This window comes from Ancylobacter sp. VNQ12 (assembly GCF_049445835.1).
In the GTDB taxonomy this organism is placed as follows: Bacteria; Pseudomonadota; Alphaproteobacteria; order Rhizobiales; family Xanthobacteraceae; genus Ancylobacter.
Genome location: NZ_JBMSDU010000011.1, coordinates 152,096 through 166,851 on the forward strand (window position 1 = coordinate 152,096; position 14,756 = coordinate 166,851).

Genomic DNA, 14,756 nt, shown 5'->3' on the forward strand with positions numbered 1-14,756 from the left:
TCGGGAGCGCGAGGCGGGCCGGGCGCCCAAAAGCAAAAGGCCCCGGTTTGCACCGGGGCCTCTCACGTCTCGAACCTCGTCGGCCGCTCAGTTGTTGCGGTTGCCGAACAGCTGCAGCAGCATGACGAAGAGGTTGATGAAGTCGAGATACAACGTCAGCGCGCCCATGATCGCCTTGCGGCCGGCCACCACGTCGTCGTCGCCGGCGAAGTACATCTCCTTGATGCGCTGCGTGTCCCAGGCGGTGAGGCCGGAGAAGATCAGCACGCCGGCGACCGAGATGACGAACTGCATCATGGTCGAGGCGAGGAAGATGTTCACCACCATGGCGATGATCAGGCCGAACAGGCCCATGATCAGGAACGAGCCCATGGCCGAGAGGCTGCGGGTCGTGGTGTAGCCATAGAGGCTCAGCGCGCCGAAGGCGGCAGCGGTGATGAAGAACACCCGCACGATGCTGTCATGGGTGTAGACGAGGAAGATCGACGACAGCGAGACGCCGATCAGCGCGGCATAAATCCAGAACACCGACTGCGCCGCGCCCACGCTCATGCGGTCGACACGGAAGTTCAGGAACAGCAGCGCCGCGAAGGGGGCGAGGATCACCACCCAGCGCAACGGGCTCATGAACAGCGCGACGCCGAGATCGGTGAGGTACAGGCCCGGCGCGATGGCGGCCGCGGTCGGCACGTCGGAGACGGCGAGCATGTAGATGCCCAGCGCCGCCGCGCCGGTGATGGCGAGGCCGAGCGTCATGTAGTTGTAGACGCGCAGCATGTAGGAACGCAGGCCCTGGTCGATCTCGGCCTGCGTCCGGGCCGCGCTCGCTCCGAAGCGCGGAACGGAGGCGTTGCGGTTGAAGTCGGACATGGTCGGAAAATCTCCCTGATGCGGTACTGCCTGCGCCACGGGCGGGATCGCCCGCGAACGCGAGGTAAGTTCGCATGAAATATGAGGGTCGCCCCGACCTGCCGCAAGTGAAGTTTGCGACAGGATTAACGCATGGGCACGGCGCCGTGCCCCCGGAGACGGCTACAGGTTGCGCAGGATGCGCGCCGGCTTCTGCCCCAGCGCCCGCCAGGTGCCGATCAGCCCGAAGCCGACGGTGAGCACCAGCGCCACCGCCACCGCCCCGAGCGCCGCCCCCGCCGACCAGGCGAAGGCGAGCTTCATCACCTGCGTCACCACGACATAGGCGGCGATGGTGCCCGCGCCCACCGCCACCAGCGCCGTCACCAGGCCCAGCGCGGCATATTCCAGCGCATAGGCGCCGACCAGCCGCGCCCGCGTCGCCCCGAGCGTCTTCAGGATCACCGCGTCATAGACCCGGTGGTGCTGCCCCGCTGCCAGGGCGCCGGCCAGCACCAGCACGCTGGAGGCCAGGGTGACGAGGCTGGCGCCGCGGATCGCCATCAGAAGCTGCGACGCGATCTCGCCGATCTGCGCCAGCGCCTCCTTCACCCGCACGGCGGTCACCGCCGGGAAATCCGTCGCCACCGCGCGGGCCACCGCGCGCTCGCCAGCGGTATCGCCCCCACCGGGAAAGGTCAGCGTCGCCAGCGAGGTGTGCGGCGCGCCGGTGAAGGTGTTGGCCGAGAACACCATGACGAAATTGATCGCGAGCCGCTCCCATTCCACGTCGCGCAGATTGGCGATCTTCGCCGTGATCGGCCGGCCGAGCACATTGACGGTGATCGGATCGCCGACCTTCAGCCCGAAGGCATCGGCGATCTCGCGCTCGAAGGAGACCAGCGGCGGCCCGGCATAGTCCGGCGCCCACCACTCCCCGGCCACGACCTTGGAGCCTTCCGGCACCTCGTTGGCATAGGTGATGCCCCGGTCCGAGGAGAGCACCCAGGCGAAGTCCGGCGGCGGGGTGATGCTCTCCACCGGCCGGTCGCCCAGCGTGATCAGCCGCCCGCGCAGCATCGGCACGATCTCGACATCGCCCTGCGGCGCCTTCTCCTTCAGGAACCGCACGAACTGGTCGGTCTGCGTGCTCTGCACATCGAGGAAGAAGAAGCTCGGCGCCTCCTCCGGCAGGCGCGAGGTGAGCTCGCGCGTCAGGCTGCGGTCGATCAGCGACAGCGTCACCAAAAGGGTCAGGCCGAGCCCGAGCGAGAGCACGATGGTCGGCGTCAGCGCCGCCGGGCGATGGATATTGGCCAGCGCGAGCCGCACCACGGTGGAGCGCGGACGCGGCAGCCGGCGCGCAACCGCCATGATGCCGAGGCCGACAAGGCGCAGCGTCACCAGAACCAGCGCCGCGGCGACGAGATAATACAGCGCAATGCGCCGCTCCTCGGAGGCGGCCACCGCCAGCGCCGCCAGCGCCCCGATGGCCAGCGCGGTGAGCACGAGATAGGTGCGGCGCGGGCGGCGGCGCGCGGTCTCGATCTCGTCGCGGAACAGCGCCGACACCGGCACGTCATGCGACAGGCCGAGCGGCCACAGCGCGAAGGCGAGCGCGATCAGCGCGCCATAGGCCAGAGCGAGCGCCAGCGCCGCCGGCTGGAGGCTCGGCTCGATCGGCACCGGGAGCAGATGGCCGAAGGCGGCATTCGCCGCGAAGGGCAAGGCGGCCCCCACGACAAGCCCGATGGCGATGCCGATGGCGGCGATCAGCCCGACCTCGACGAGATAGATGGTGAATACCGTGCCGCCCGGCGCGCCCAGGCTCTTGAAGGTGGCGATGACGCCGCGCTTGGCGTCGAGATGGCTTTTCACCGCATTGGCAACGCCGACGCCGCCGACCAGCAGCGCGGTGAGCCCGACGAGAGTGAGATACTGGGTGAAGCGCCGGACATTGTCCTCCAGCCGCGGCGCGGCGGCCTCGCGGGTGCGCACCTCGAAGCCGGCCTGCGGCGCGCCCTGCTTCACCGTGTCGAGGAAGGGGTGGAGGCGGGCGGGATCGGTCAGCGCCACCCGGTAGTGCCAGCGCACCAGGCTGCCCGGCTGGAGCAGTTGCGAGGCGCGCAGCGCGTCGAGCGACACCATCAGGCGCGGGCCGAAACCGAGGCCGGTGGCGAGAGCGTCCGGCTCGCGTTCGATGAGGCCGGTGAGGCGCAGGGACACCGAGCCGAATTCGAACTGGTCGCCCGGCTTGATGCCGAGACGCTCGGCCAGCACGGGATCGGCGAGCGCGCCATAGGAGCCGTCGAGCTGCGCCAGCGCTTCGGCGAGCGGCTGCGGCGGAGCGATCTCCAGCGACCCGGCCATGGGATAGGCGCCGTCGACCGCCTTGGCCTCGACCAGCGTCGCGTTGAGGCTGTCGCCGCTGCCGGCCCGCGCCATGGCGCGCAGCGTGGCGATGGTGGAAACCCGCCCGCCGGCGGAAATCAGCGCCAGTTCCTGCGGCGTCGCCTCGCGCTGGACCAGGCTGAACGCCGCGTCGCCGCCGAGCAGCGTGACGCCCTGGCGCTCCAGCCCGTCGGTCAGCGCCCGCGAGAACGAGCCGACGCCGGCAATGGCCGCGACGCCAAGCGCGAGGCAGCCGAGGAACACGCCGAAGCCGCGCACCCCGCCGCGCAGCTCGCGCGCGGCGAAGCGCAGGGCCAGCGCGAAGCGGCCCGTGAAGCCGAGCGCGCCCTGCCGGGAACCGCCGGCGCGGGCGGAGGTGCTCGCCGCCAGCGTCATGCCGGCACTCCCGAAGCGGCCGGCTGGTCGATCTCGATATGGCCGGAGCGCAGCCGCACCGTGCGGTCGCAGCGCCGCGCCAGCGCCGCGTCATGGGTGACGATGACCAGCGTCGCCCCCCGCCGCGTCTGCGCGGCGAACAGGAGGTCCATGATCTGCCGGCCGGTCGCCTCGTCGAGATTGCCGGTCGGCTCGTCGGCGACGAGGATGCGCGGTTCCGGCGCCAGGGCGCGGGCCACCGCCACGCGCTGCTGCTCGCCGCCCGACAGCTGCGAGGGGTAATGGTCGAGCCGGTGGCCGAGGCCGACCGAGGTCAGCTCGGCGGCGGCGCGCTCGAAGGCGTCGGCCCGGCCGGCCAGTTCAAGCGGCACCGCGACATTCTCGATCGCGGTCATGGTCGGGATGAGGTGGAAGGCCTGGAACACGATGCCGACATGCCGGCCGCGAAAGCGCGCCAGCGCATCCTCGTCGAGACGGGTGAGTTCCTCGCCGGCCACGCTCACCGTGCCGGCATTGGCCTGCTCCAACCCGGCCAGCACCATGAGCAGGCTCGATTTGCCCGACCCCGACGGTCCGATGAGACCGACCGCCTCGCCTTGATCTATGGTAAGCGATACACCCCTGAGGATGTGAACACGCGCCGCGCCGGAGCCGAGGGAAAGCTCGACCTTGTCGAGGCGGATGGCGGGCGGGACGATCGGCAAGGTCTGGGAGTTCGACGGCATGTCTTCCTTAGCGTTCTTCGGCGACTGGCGCGGCCTGCTCGGCTTCCGGGCACCATATGGTGCAGTGCATACCGGGCGAAAGAGCACGCGCACGAACTGGCCGGCGCTGATCGCCCTCGCCATAGCGGGCCTGCTCGCCGCCTCGCTGCCCGCGCGGGCCGAGCCTTTGCGCCTCGTCGCCTTTGGCGACAGCCTCACGGCGGGTCTCGGCCTGCCGGCGGACCAGGCATTTCCGGCGAAGCTCCAGGCCGCGCTGAAGGCGCGGGGACACGATGTTTTGATCGAGAATGCCGGGGTTTCCGGCGACACGACCAGCGCCGGCCTCGCCCGGCTCGACTGGTCGGTGCCGCAGGGAACCGACGGGGTGATTCTCGAACTCGGCGCCAATGACGCGCTGCGCGGGCTCGATCCCGCCATCACCGAGAAGGCGCTCGATTCCCTGCTCGGCCGGCTGAAGGGCCGCGACATTCCGGTGCTGCTCGCCGGCATGCTGGCGCCGCCCAATCTGGGCCCGGCCTATGGCAGGCAGTTCAACGCGATCTATGGCCACCTCGCGGAGAAATATCAGGTGCCGCTCTACCCGTTCTTCCTCGACGGGGTCGCCGGCCAGCCGGGAATGAACCAGCCGGACGGCCTGCACCCCACCAGCGCCGGCGTCGACGTGATCGTCGGGAAGATGCTGCCGGCGGTCGAGGCCTTCGTCGAAAAGATCAAGGCCGGCAAGACAGGCTGACGCCGCCCACGCCTCGACAAGACAAGAATCGTTCGATATCGCTCGCCCCGGGGACGCAGCGAGGCTTTACCGTGACAGCCGCGCCGCGCATCGGGCGAACGGTATTTGATGAAGTACAGAAGCGAAATCGACGGCTTGCGGGCCGTCGCCGTCCTTCCTGTGATCCTGTTTCATGCAGGCGTCGGCCTCTTCAGCGGCGGTTTCGTCGGCGTCGACATCTTCTTCGTCATCTCGGGCTATCTGATCACCTCGATCCTCGTCGCCGATATCGAGCGCGGGGAATTCTCCATCCTGCGCTTCTACGAGCGGCGCGCCCGGCGCATCTGCCCGGCGCTGTTCCTCGTCATGGCGGCCTGCATCCCCTTCGCCTGGCTCTGGATGGGTCCGGACGAGATGCGCGACTTCGGGCGCAGCATCGTCTCCGTCGTGTTCTTCGTCTCCAACGTGCTGTTCTGGCGCGAGACCGGCTATTTCTCCGGCCCGGCGGAGTTGAAACCGCTGCTGCACACCTGGAGCCTGGCGGTCGAGGAACAATACTATCTGCTCGCGCCGATCTGCCTGTTCCTGCTCTGGCGCTACGGACGCAACGCGGTGTTCTGGGCGACGCTGGCCACGGCCGGGGCAAGCCTGGCGCTGAGCGAATGGGGCTGGCGCTTCGCCCCCAGCGCCAATTTCTACCTGACGCCGTTCCGCGTCTGGGAACTGCTCGCCGGCGCGCTGTGCGGCCTCGCCATGTCCGGGCGCACGCCGCTGGGCGCGCGCGTGCTGCGGCCCAATGAGGGGCTCGCCGCCCTCGGCCTCGGCCTGATCGTCTTCGCCATCTTCGGCTTCGACGCCACCACGCCGTTTCCCGGCCTCTATGCCCTCGCGCCGGTGGGCGGGGCCGGGCTCATCATCCTGTTCGCCCGCGAGGGCACCCTGGTGGCGCGGCTGCTGTCGCTGCGCGTGCTGGTGGGGATCGGGCTGATCAGCTACAGCGCCTATCTCTGGCATCAGCCGCTCCTCGCCTTCGCCCGCATCCGCAGCCTCGCGTCGCCGCCGGAGACGCTGATGCTGGCGCTGGCCGCGCTCTCACTGGTGCTCGCCTATTTCAGCTGGCGCTTCGTCGAGCAGCCGTTTCGGCGCGGCAAGGCGTCGCTGCTGCCCACCCGCCGCGCGGTCTTCGCCGCCAGCACCGCCGTCGGCACGCTGTTCGTCGCGCTCGGCGCCTTCGCCAGTCTCAGCGGCGGCATTCCCGGCCGCCTGGCCCAGCCGGCGCCCGGCAGCCGCGAGGCCGGACTGCTCGCCACGCTCAAGGGCAACGAACTCGGGCGGGAGTGCTGGGCGGATGTGCTGAAGGCCGGCGGGCCGCGCAAGAAGATCATCTGCCCGATCTTCGAGCCGGCGAACCCGGCGCGGCGCATCCTCGTCATCGGCGACAGCCACGCCCACACGCTGCTGCCGGCCTTCGCCGAAATCGGCAAGACCGACGCCGTCTCGTGGATGGGGCTCGCCAGCTGTCCGCCGGTGCTCGGCGTCACCTTCCGCCGCAACTTCTTCGGCACCGGCGTGTGCGAGACCTTCGCGCTCCAGCAATATGAGGCGGTGAAGGCGGGCGGGTACGACATCGTCGTCTTCGTGGTGGCGTGGTCGTTCCATGTCGGGCAGATGGAGCCCGCCCCGCCGCTGCTCGCCCCCATGCTCAAGGCCGGGGACGACACGCTGACGGACGACCCGCAGTCCATCTTCCGGTACTACGTTCTGGCGACCCTGCGGGCCTATGCCGATCTCGGCGTCACCCTCGTGCTAATCCCGCAGATCCCCTTTCAGCCGGCGCTGCCGGACAAGCTCGTCAGGCAGGCCGTCTATCTCGGCCAGACCGGCGGAGTTTCGCCGGAGCAGTTCACCAAGGCGATCGCCGAGACCTCGCCGACCGTCCAGGCGGATGCGACGATGAACGGCTTCACCCGCTCGGTGCTGGAAAAGGCGGCGACCGTGCCGGGCGTATGGCTGATTCCGCTCAGCGCCCCGTTCGAAAAGGACGGGCGCTATGTCTGGGGCGATGCCGACGGAAGCTATTATTTCGACAACAACCACCTGTCGCTTTACGGCACGCGCGCGATCGAAGGCGAGCTGACGGAAGGTTTCCGGCGGATCGAGGCGACCTTGCCGCCGCGCTAGAGCACGCGCCGATCAGGTTGTCTCAACCTGATCGGATCAGGCTCTAGGCGCGAGCGGGAGGCCGGCGGTCGCAGGCGACTTGCCGGCCCGGCGCGAGCCCCCTATCCTGATCTGCCCTGCCCCAATTCAATTGAAACATCGCCATGCATTATCGCCCGCTCGGCCGCACCGGCCTTGAGGTCAGTGCCATCTGTCTCGGCACCATGACCTATGGCCAGCAGAACACCGAAGCCGAAGGCCACGCGCAGCTCGACTACGCGCTCGATCGCGGCATCAACTTCATCGACACTGCCGAACTCTATTCGATCCCGCCCAAGCCGGAGACCCAGGGCTCGACCGAGCGCGTCATCGGCTCGTGGTTCAAGGCACGCGGCAACCGCGACAAGGTGATCCTCGCGACCAAGGTCTGCGGACTCTCCGAGATGACCTGGTTTCGCGACGACGGCGCGCCGGCGCGCCCGACCCGGGCGCAGATCTTCGAGGCGGTCGACAAGAGCCTGAAGCGGCTGCAGACCGACTATATCGACCTCTATCAGCTGCACTGGCCGGGCCGGCCGATTTCTGGCTTCGGTTCCAACCCCACCCGCTGGAAATCGGCGCCGGGCGAGGAGACGCCGATCGCCGAGACGCTGGACGCCTTCGGTGAATTGGTGAAGGCGGGCAAGGTGCGCCATATCGGCCTCTCCAATGAGAGTGCCTGGGGCACGATGCGCTTTCTCCACGAGGCCGAGCGCACGGGCGGCCCGCGCATCGCCTCGATCCAGAACGCGTACAACCTGCTGAACCGCACCTATGAGACCGCGCTCGCCGAGGTGAGCCTGCGCGAGGATGTCGGGCTGCTGGCCTATTCCCCGCTGGCGCAGGGCTTTCTCACCGGCAAGTACCAGAAGGGTGCCCGCCCGGCCGGGGCGCGCTCGACACTGTTCGACCGCGGCCAGCGCTACCAGAAGCCGGGCACGGAAGAGGCGATCGACGACTATCTCGCCATCGCCCGCGCGGCGGGGCTCGACCCTTCGCAGATGGCCATCGCCTTCTGCCTGTCGCGCGAATTCATGACATCGGTGATCATCGGCGCCACGACGATGGAGCAGCTCGCCACCGACATCGCCGCCATCGACATCGCGATCACGCCGGAACTGGAGGCGAAGATCGACGCGGTGCACCAGATGCGCGGCAACCCGGCGCCGTAGGCCGGACCGCCACCACCCGGCGGGGCGTCGTTCCCGCCGGCTACTTCTTCCCGCCGGGCTCCACGCCGTGGCGCGTCATCAGCGGCATCTGCGCCATGGCGAAGACCAGCGTCAGCGGCAGATAGCCGAAGGTCTTGAACGCCACCCAGGCATCGGTCGAGACGCTGCGCCAGACAATCTCGTTGACCACCGCCATGAGGATGAAGAACACGCCCCAGCGAATGGTGAGGACGCGCCAGCCTTCCGGCGTCAGCTCGAACACGTCGCCGAGCACATAGGGCAACAGCGGCTTCTTGACCGCGAGCCCGCCGAGCAGGGCGATGCCGAACAGCGCGTTCACCAGCGTCGGCTTCATCTTGATGAAGTGGTCGTCCTGCAGCACCAGCGTCAGCGTGCCGAACACCAGCACCACGCCGGCCGAAACCAGCGGCATGACGGCGATCTTGCGGGCGAGGACCCACATCACCGCCAGCGCTATGAGCGTCGCCAGCATGAAGGCGCCGGTGGCGACATAGATGCCCGCCTTGGCATTGGCGATGAAGAAGACGGCGAGCGGGCCCATCTCCAGCGCGAACTTGGTGGCCGGGTGCATGCGGCGCAGGCTGGTCTCGCCAGCCTTCGTCGTCTCGCTGGAAGTCATGGCTGCTCCTTCGTTCTCGGCAGCATATGGGGCGTCAGCCCTGCTTGGCGAGCTGCTTCAGCCAGCGCTTGGCCTGCGCCCGCACATTCTTCGGCGCGGTGCCGCCATAGGAGACGCGGCTCGCCACCGACTTCGTCACCGACAGCACGCCGAACACTTCCTTAGTGATGCGCGGCTCGATGCCCTGCATCTCGCCCAGCGGCAGCTTGTGCAGCGGGATGTTCCGGCCCGACGCCAGCGCGACGATGCGCCCGGTGACATGGTGCGCCTCGCGGAACGGCAGGCCGAGCACGCGCACCAGCCAGTCGGCAAGGTCGGTGGCGGTGGAATAGCCCGAGCCCGCCGCGTCCTTCATCTTCTTCTCGTCCGGCACCATGTCGCGCACCATGCCGGCGGTGGCCGCGATCATCAGCGACAGGGTGGACAGCGCATCGAACGCGCCTTCCTTGTCCTCCTGCATGTCCTTGGCATAGGCCAGCGCCAGGCCCTTCATCACCATCAGCAGGCCCGAGAAGGCGCCGGCAATGCGGCCGATCTTGGCGCGCACCAGTTCGGCCGCGTCCGGGTTGCGCTTCTGCGGCATGATCGAGGAGCCGGTGGTGAAGCGGTCGGAGAGCTTGAGCAGGCCGGTGAGCGGCGAGGTCCAGATGACGATCTCCTCGGCGAAGCGCGAGAGATGCATCGCCGCGATCGAGGCCGCCGCCAGCGTCTCCAGCACGAAGTCGCGGTCGGACACCGAATCGAGCGAGTTCGCCGTCGGCCGGTCGAAGCCGAGCGCCTTGGCGGTGGCGAAGCGGTCGATCGGGAAGGAGGTGCCGGCCAGCGCCGCCGCGCCGAGCGGGCACTCGTTGAGCCGCGCGCGCGCATCGCGGAACCGGCTGCGGTCGCGCCCGAGCATCTCGACATAGGCCATGAGATGGTGGCCGAGCGTCACCGGCTGGGCGGTCTGCAAATGGGTGAAGCCCGGCATCACCGTGGCGGAATGGATGAGCGCCTTCTCCACCAGCGCCTGCTGCAGGTCGCGCAGCTGGACATCCAGCGTGTCGATGGTGTCGCGGACATAGAGCCGGAAGTCGGTCGCCACCTGGTCGTTGCGCGAGCGCGCGGTGTGCAGCCGCCCTGCCGCCGGGCCGAGCAGCGCGGCGAGGCGCGACTCCACGTTCATGTGGATGTCCTCAAGCGCGCGCTGGAACACGAAGTCGCCGCGTTCGATCTCTGACAGGATCGTGTCTAGACCAGCGACGATCTTTTCGGCATCAGCCTTGTCGATGATCCCCTTGGCCGCCAGCATCGAGGCATGCGCCTTCGACCCCGCAATGTCCTGCGCATATAGGCGCTGGTCGAAACCGATGGAGGCGTTTATCTCCTCCATGATCGCGTCGGGGCCCGTCTCGAACCGGCCACCCCACATCTTGTTGCTCATGTTAGACTTTTCTCCGCGAGGACGGTCATGACCGAACGACCTGAGGATGCGACGCCGCCCGAAAAGCCGGGCAAGGCGCGGTCCAGCGGCCGGTTCGCCCTCATCGTGGCGGCCGCGCTGGTGCTCGGCGCCGCTGCCGGGCTGGCAGGCGTATACGGGATCGGAGGCGGCCCGCGCAACGTCGTTGCGCGCGCGCCGGCTCCCGCCGTGCCCGAAACCGGCGGCGACGCCGCCTGCACCGCCGCCAGCGAGACCGGCCGGCGCATCGGCGACCTCGCCAAGGGCGAGCTCGTCGCCTTCGCGCCGACGCTGAAGCCGACCCGCATTCCCGACCTCGCCTTCCTCGATCCCGAGGGCAAGCCGATGCGGCTGTCGCAGGTCGGCGGCGACGGGCTCAAGCTCGTCAACATCTGGGCGACCTGGTGCGTGCCGTGCCGCAAGGAAATGCCCGCGCTCGACGCCCTCCAGGCCGCGCTCGGCAGCAAGGGCGGCGACGGCAAGGGCGACGGCGGCAAGCCGGGTTTCGAGGTGGTGACGATCAATATCGACCAGCGCAACCCCGACAAGCCGAAGACCTTCATGCAGGAGACCGGGATCGCCAACCTCGCGCTCTACACCGACCCCAAGGCGCAGGCCTTCCAGGATCTGCGCGCGGTCGGGCGCGGCTTCGGCCTGCCGACCACCATGCTGATCGACGCGCAGGGCTGCGAGATCGGCCATATCGCCGGTCCCGCCGAATGGGCGAGCCCGGACGCCATCGCGCTGATCAGGGCGGCGCTCGCCGACGGCGCGCCGACGCAGTGAGCCGGCCTTTTCCACGCGTCCTCCCGGAAGAACCGCCGGCCACGTTCGGGACCGTTGGAGGGCTTGCGGAAGCCTCACGCGATCCCGTCTCCGCCCTGCAGGTCGTCCGGAAGGGCCGCGGAGATGGCGGCTCCGCCGTCTGAAACGGGTGGCACTTTCGTTGCGGAAGGACTATGTGGCGGCTCCCACGCGTTGCAGGAGCCTGAAAATGTCCGCCTCCGAGCCCGCCACCCCTTCCGGGCTCGCCCGTCCCGCCACAGGCCCGGTGCCGATGGCAACCGGGGACTGGGGCGCTCTGGTCCTGCTCTCGCTGATCTGGGGCGGCTCGTTCTTCTTCGGCAAGGTGGCGGTGCAGGAGATTCCCCCGCTGACCATGGTGTTCGGCCGGGTCGCCATCGGCGCCTGCGCACTGTTCGTCATCGCCCGCATGAGCGGCGTGAGCATCCGGCTCGACCGCACGCTCGCCGGCGAATTCCTGTTCATGTCGGTCATCGCCAACATCATCCCGTTCGGGCTGATCGCCTGGTCGCAGCAGCACATTCCCTCGGGGCTGTCCTCGATCCTCAATGCCGCGACGCCGCTGTTCACCGTGCTGGTGGCGCAGACCTTCACCCGCGACGAGAAATTCACCGCCGGCAAGCTCACCGGCGTGCTGCTCGGCTTTGCCGGCGTGGCGCTGATGATGGGGCCGGCCCTGCTCGGCCAGATCGGCGGACATCATCTGCCGGCGCAGCTCGCCGCCATCGGCGCCACGGTGTCCTACGGCTTCGCCGCCGTCTATGGAAGGCGCTTCCGCCGCCTGCCCTCGCTCGCCGTCGCCCTGCTGCAACTCGCCGCGTCGAGCGTGCTGCTGGCACCGATCGCGCTCGCCATTGATCGCCCCTGGCAACTGCCGGCGCTCTCGCCGCATGTGATCGGCGCGCTGCTGGGGCTCGGCGTGCTCTCCACCGGCATCGCCTATATCCTGTTTTTCCGCATCCTGTCGCGCAACGGCGCCACCAACATCTCGCTGGTCACCTTCCTGGTGCCGGTGAGCGCGATCCTGCTCGGCGCGCTGTTCCTCGGCGAGGCGCTGGAGCCGCGCGAACTCGCCGGCTTCCTGGTCATCGCGCTGGGCCTGGCGGCGATCGACGGCCGGCCGGCGCGGTGGATCGGGCGAATGGCGCGGTAGCAGGCTGGCTGCTCCTGAAGCCGTCATCCCGGACGGCCAACGGCCGATCCGGGATCGCGAGCCGTGCTCGAATAGGAAACCTAGCCCGTCTCTATCGAGCGGCGCACCTCCGGCTAATGAGCGCAGACGTCTCTACAGAAAAGTGTCATCCTAGCTGTCGGAGGCGGCTAAGTGTAACTGCGCAACACAAAGCGCAATAGTACTGCGACCTCACTGAAGACATCTAGATCACACGCATATGCTGGAATTATCAACGTGAACAACACCATTGATAGTTTTGGGCGGCTATACGTCTCTCTGACAGAAGCCAAGTCTCTCATCGACTATGGCTCTCGTCGCTTCAATCCGTTCGGCTTTTCGTTCGATTCTAGACCAGATACTCTCCAAGAACCCAACGAACAATGGGAAGATGACATTAAACGACAACACTATGAAAATCGCGAAAAATATAAACTTTACCTTTCCAATAAGTACGGCAATGCGAATCTTGATGTTATAATTAATAATGTTAATGATTTAGGGATAAAAAATTTTTCCCTAATCTCATATCACAATGAGTTCTTTCAGCAGTGTCGAGATTCATTCATCATCGGCGCATATTATCCAGCACTCGTCTCCGCTTGCGCTCTAGGAGAACGGATAATTAATCATCTGATTGTTGATCTGCGCGAATTTTATTCGTCATCGAAATTTTATCAAAAGGTACACAGTAAAAGCTCATTCGACAACTGGATAAAATCAATAGAGATTCTCAATGATTGGGGAGTATTGATCAATGACGTTCCTGAATTATTTCAAGAGCTTTCGCAGATAAGGCATAGATCTGTTCATTTTAATCCAAGCACTTATAAATCAGTCCGAACTGACGCTCTAACTTCTCTAACTTTAATGAACAAAATAACATCGAAGCAATTCGGCGTCTTTGGTGGGCAGCCTTGGTATATCGAGGGAACGTCGGGAGCTCAGTTTATAAAGAAAGAATACGAGGAAAATCCGTTTGTGAAAACCTACATCCTTCCCATATCGGGGTTCGTTGGCCCAGAATATGGAATGAACTATGATTCAGATTTTGGATGGCAACATCTCGATTATTCCAGATACTATCAATCTTCGCTTTCAGATACTGAATTCGCGCGTGCATACCGAGAACGAGACCCCAGCAAAGTTGTCTCTATCGAGATGATACAGAAGAAAAATAACCGATAAGCCCCGCCTCTACCTCGTCGGCACCGGCTTCTCGCCGCGGTAGTCGTAGAAGCCGCGCTGGGTCTTGCGGCCCAGCCAGCCGGCCTCGACATATTTCACCAGCAGCGGGCACGGCCGGTACTTCGAATCGGCCAGTCCCTCATGCAGCACCTGCATGATGGACAGGCACGTATCCAGCCCGATGAAGTCGGCGAGCTGGAGCGGGCCCATCGGATGGTTGGCCCCGAGCCGCATCGCGGTGTCGATGGCGTCCACCGAGCCGACACCCTCATAAAGCGTGTAGATCGCCTCGTTGATCATCGGCAGCAGGATGCGGTTGACCATGAAGGCGGGGAAATCCTCCGACACCGCATAGGTCTTGCCGAGCCGGGTGACGAAGCCCTTGGAAAGCTCGAAGGTCTCGTCCTCGGTGGCGATGCCGCGCACCAGCTCGACGAGCTGCATCAGCGGCACCGGATTCATGAAGTGAATGCCGATGAAGCGCTCCGGCCGGTCGGTCGAGGCGGCGAGCCGGGTGATCGAGATCGACGAGGTGTTGGTGGCGAGGATCGCCTCCGGCTTCAGATAGGGGCAGACGGCGGAGAAGATCTTGCGCTTGATCTCCTCCTTCTCGACCGCCGCCTCGATGACGAGGTCGACCTCGGCGAGATCGGCCGTCTGGTCGGTGCCGTGGATGCGGCCGAGCGCGGCCTGCTTTTCCTCGTCGGAATACAGCCCCTTGCTTACCTGCCGGGACATGTTGCCATTGATGGTGGCGAGGCCCGACCGGATGCGGTCGCTTTCGAGGTCGTTGAGGACGACGTCATAGCCGGCCAGCGAGCAGACATGCGCGATGCCGTTGCCCATCTGTCCGGCGCCGATGATACCGACGCGCTTGATCTCGAAAGCCATGGTTACGCTGCCCTGCCCTGCTGACGGCTGTCTGGTATGCAGTATAGAGCCCCGTCAGGGTTTTTGCTTCTGAATTTCGGTGGTGATCTCGGGGGCGAGGGCGAAGAGGTCGCCGACCAGGCCGAAATCGGCGACGGCGAAGATCGGCGCTTCCTCGTCCTTGTTCACCGCCACGAT

12 protein-coding genes and 1 pseudogene are annotated in these 14,756 nt (G+C 66.5%); 6 read left to right on the top strand and 7 right to left on the bottom strand.

The window, feature by feature from the left end; genetic code table 11:
* Window positions 1–87: 87 nt before the first annotated feature.
* The 3 genes from ACO2RV_RS15795 to ACO2RV_RS15805 form a co-directional block, all read right to left on the bottom strand.
* Entirely contained in the window at window positions 88–870 is a 783-nt protein-coding gene (locus ACO2RV_RS15795) for a Bax inhibitor-1/YccA family protein (RefSeq protein ID WP_423294652.1), read from the bottom strand.
* Between the two features lie 162 nt (window positions 871–1,032).
* The gene (locus ACO2RV_RS15800; RefSeq protein WP_423294654.1) at window positions 1,033–3,636 is read right to left on the bottom strand and encodes an ABC transporter permease; all 2,604 of its coding nucleotides are present in this window, start codon (window positions 3,634–3,636) and stop codon (window positions 1,033–1,035) included.
* Window positions 3,633–4,361 (bottom strand): ABC transporter ATP-binding protein, encoded by a 729-nt coding sequence (locus ACO2RV_RS15805; RefSeq protein WP_423294656.1) that lies wholly within the window; start codon window positions 4,359–4,361, stop codon window positions 3,633–3,635. Before ACO2RV_RS15805 ends, ACO2RV_RS15800 begins: the two co-directional genes overlap by 4 nt.
* On the opposite strand from ACO2RV_RS15805, the gene ACO2RV_RS15810 reads away from it, so the two are divergent.
* The 3 genes from ACO2RV_RS15810 (at window position 4,360) to ACO2RV_RS15820 (ending at window position 8,444) form a co-directional block, all read left to right on the top strand.
* Window positions 4,360–5,094, top strand: a complete 735-nt coding sequence (locus tag ACO2RV_RS15810; protein ID WP_423294658.1) for an arylesterase — start codon at window positions 4,360–4,362, stop codon at window positions 5,092–5,094. The two genes, ACO2RV_RS15805 and ACO2RV_RS15810, sit on opposite strands and share 2 nt — an antisense overlap.
* Window positions 5,095–5,202: 108 nt before the next feature.
* A complete protein-coding gene (locus tag ACO2RV_RS15815; RefSeq protein ID WP_423294660.1) occupies window positions 5,203–7,254 on the top strand; it encodes an acyltransferase family protein in 2,052 nt (683 codons plus the stop codon).
* Between the two features lie 143 nt (window positions 7,255–7,397).
* Complete coding sequence (locus tag ACO2RV_RS15820) at window positions 7,398–8,444, top strand: aldo/keto reductase (protein ID WP_423294662.1); 1,047 nt, start codon at window positions 7,398–7,400, stop codon at window positions 8,442–8,444.
* Between the two features lie 40 nt (window positions 8,445–8,484).
* On the opposite strand, the gene ACO2RV_RS15825 is transcribed toward ACO2RV_RS15820, so the two are convergent.
* Window positions 8,485–9,084, bottom strand: a complete 600-nt coding sequence (locus ACO2RV_RS15825) for a septation protein A (protein WP_423294664.1) — start codon at window positions 9,082–9,084, stop codon at window positions 8,485–8,487.
* Window positions 9,085–9,118: 34 nt separating this feature from the next.
* The gene (argH, locus tag ACO2RV_RS15830; RefSeq protein ID WP_423294666.1) at window positions 9,119–10,507 is read right to left on the bottom strand and encodes an argininosuccinate lyase; all 1,389 of its coding nucleotides are present in this window, start codon (window positions 10,505–10,507) and stop codon (window positions 9,119–9,121) included.
* A gap of 27 nt (window positions 10,508–10,534) precedes the next feature.
* Between argH and tlpA the strand changes: the two genes are divergently transcribed.
* The 3 genes from tlpA to ACO2RV_RS15845 all read left to right on the top strand — a co-directional run bounded on the left by tlpA (window position 10,535) and on the right by ACO2RV_RS15845 (window position 13,688).
* Window positions 10,535–11,311, top strand: coding sequence for a thiol:disulfide interchange protein TlpA (gene tlpA, locus ACO2RV_RS15835; RefSeq protein ID WP_423294668.1), 777 nt, complete (start codon window positions 10,535–10,537; stop codon window positions 11,309–11,311).
* A 208-nt stretch (window positions 11,312–11,519) separates the two neighbouring features.
* A complete protein-coding gene (locus tag ACO2RV_RS15840) occupies window positions 11,520–12,482 on the top strand; it encodes a DMT family transporter (RefSeq protein ID WP_423294670.1) in 963 nt (320 codons plus the stop codon).
* A 255-nt stretch (window positions 12,483–12,737) separates the two neighbouring features.
* On the top strand, window positions 12,738–13,688 hold the full coding sequence (locus tag ACO2RV_RS15845) for a hypothetical protein (RefSeq protein WP_423294672.1): 951 nt from the start codon (window positions 12,738–12,740) through the stop codon (window positions 13,686–13,688).
* A 9-nt stretch (window positions 13,689–13,697) separates the two neighbouring features.
* On the opposite strand, the gene ACO2RV_RS15850 is transcribed toward ACO2RV_RS15845, so the two are convergent.
* Together ACO2RV_RS15850 and ACO2RV_RS15855 are read right to left on the bottom strand one after the other, a co-directional pair.
* Window positions 13,698–14,579 (bottom strand): 3-hydroxybutyryl-CoA dehydrogenase, encoded by an 882-nt coding sequence (locus ACO2RV_RS15850; protein ID WP_423294674.1) that lies wholly within the window; start codon window positions 14,577–14,579, stop codon window positions 13,698–13,700.
* Window positions 14,580–14,633: 54 nt separating this feature from the next.
* Window positions 14,634–14,756 (bottom strand): annotated as a pseudogene (locus ACO2RV_RS15855) (electron transfer flavoprotein subunit alpha/FixB family protein); the annotation flags it as partial.

Coding starts and splice junctions, on each gene's coding strand:
- ACO2RV_RS15795 (WP_423294652.1), bottom strand. CDS start 870: ATGTCCGACTTCAACCGCAACGCCTCCGTTCCGCGCTTCGGAGCGAGC.
- ACO2RV_RS15800 (WP_423294654.1), bottom strand. CDS start 3,636: ATGACGCTGGCGGCGAGCACCTCCGCCCGCGCCGGCGGTTCCCGGCAG.
- ACO2RV_RS15810 (WP_423294658.1), top strand. CDS start 4,360: ATGTCTTCCTTAGCGTTCTTCGGCGACTGGCGCGGCCTGCTCGGCTTC.
- ACO2RV_RS15805 (WP_423294656.1), bottom strand. CDS start 4,361: ATGCCGTCGAACTCCCAGACCTTGCCGATCGTCCCGCCCGCCATCCGC.
- ACO2RV_RS15815 (WP_423294660.1), top strand. CDS start 5,203: ATGAAGTACAGAAGCGAAATCGACGGCTTGCGGGCCGTCGCCGTCCTT.
- ACO2RV_RS15820 (WP_423294662.1), top strand. CDS start 7,398: ATGCATTATCGCCCGCTCGGCCGCACCGGCCTTGAGGTCAGTGCCATC.
- ACO2RV_RS15825 (WP_423294664.1), bottom strand. CDS start 9,084: ATGACTTCCAGCGAGACGACGAAGGCTGGCGAGACCAGCCTGCGCCGC.
- argH (WP_423294666.1), bottom strand. CDS start 10,507: ATGAGCAACAAGATGTGGGGTGGCCGGTTCGAGACGGGCCCCGACGCG.
- tlpA (WP_423294668.1), top strand. CDS start 10,535: ATGACCGAACGACCTGAGGATGCGACGCCGCCCGAAAAGCCGGGCAAG.
- ACO2RV_RS15840 (WP_423294670.1), top strand. CDS start 11,520: ATGTCCGCCTCCGAGCCCGCCACCCCTTCCGGGCTCGCCCGTCCCGCC.
- ACO2RV_RS15850 (WP_423294674.1), bottom strand. CDS start 14,579: ATGGCTTTCGAGATCAAGCGCGTCGGTATCATCGGCGCCGGACAGATG.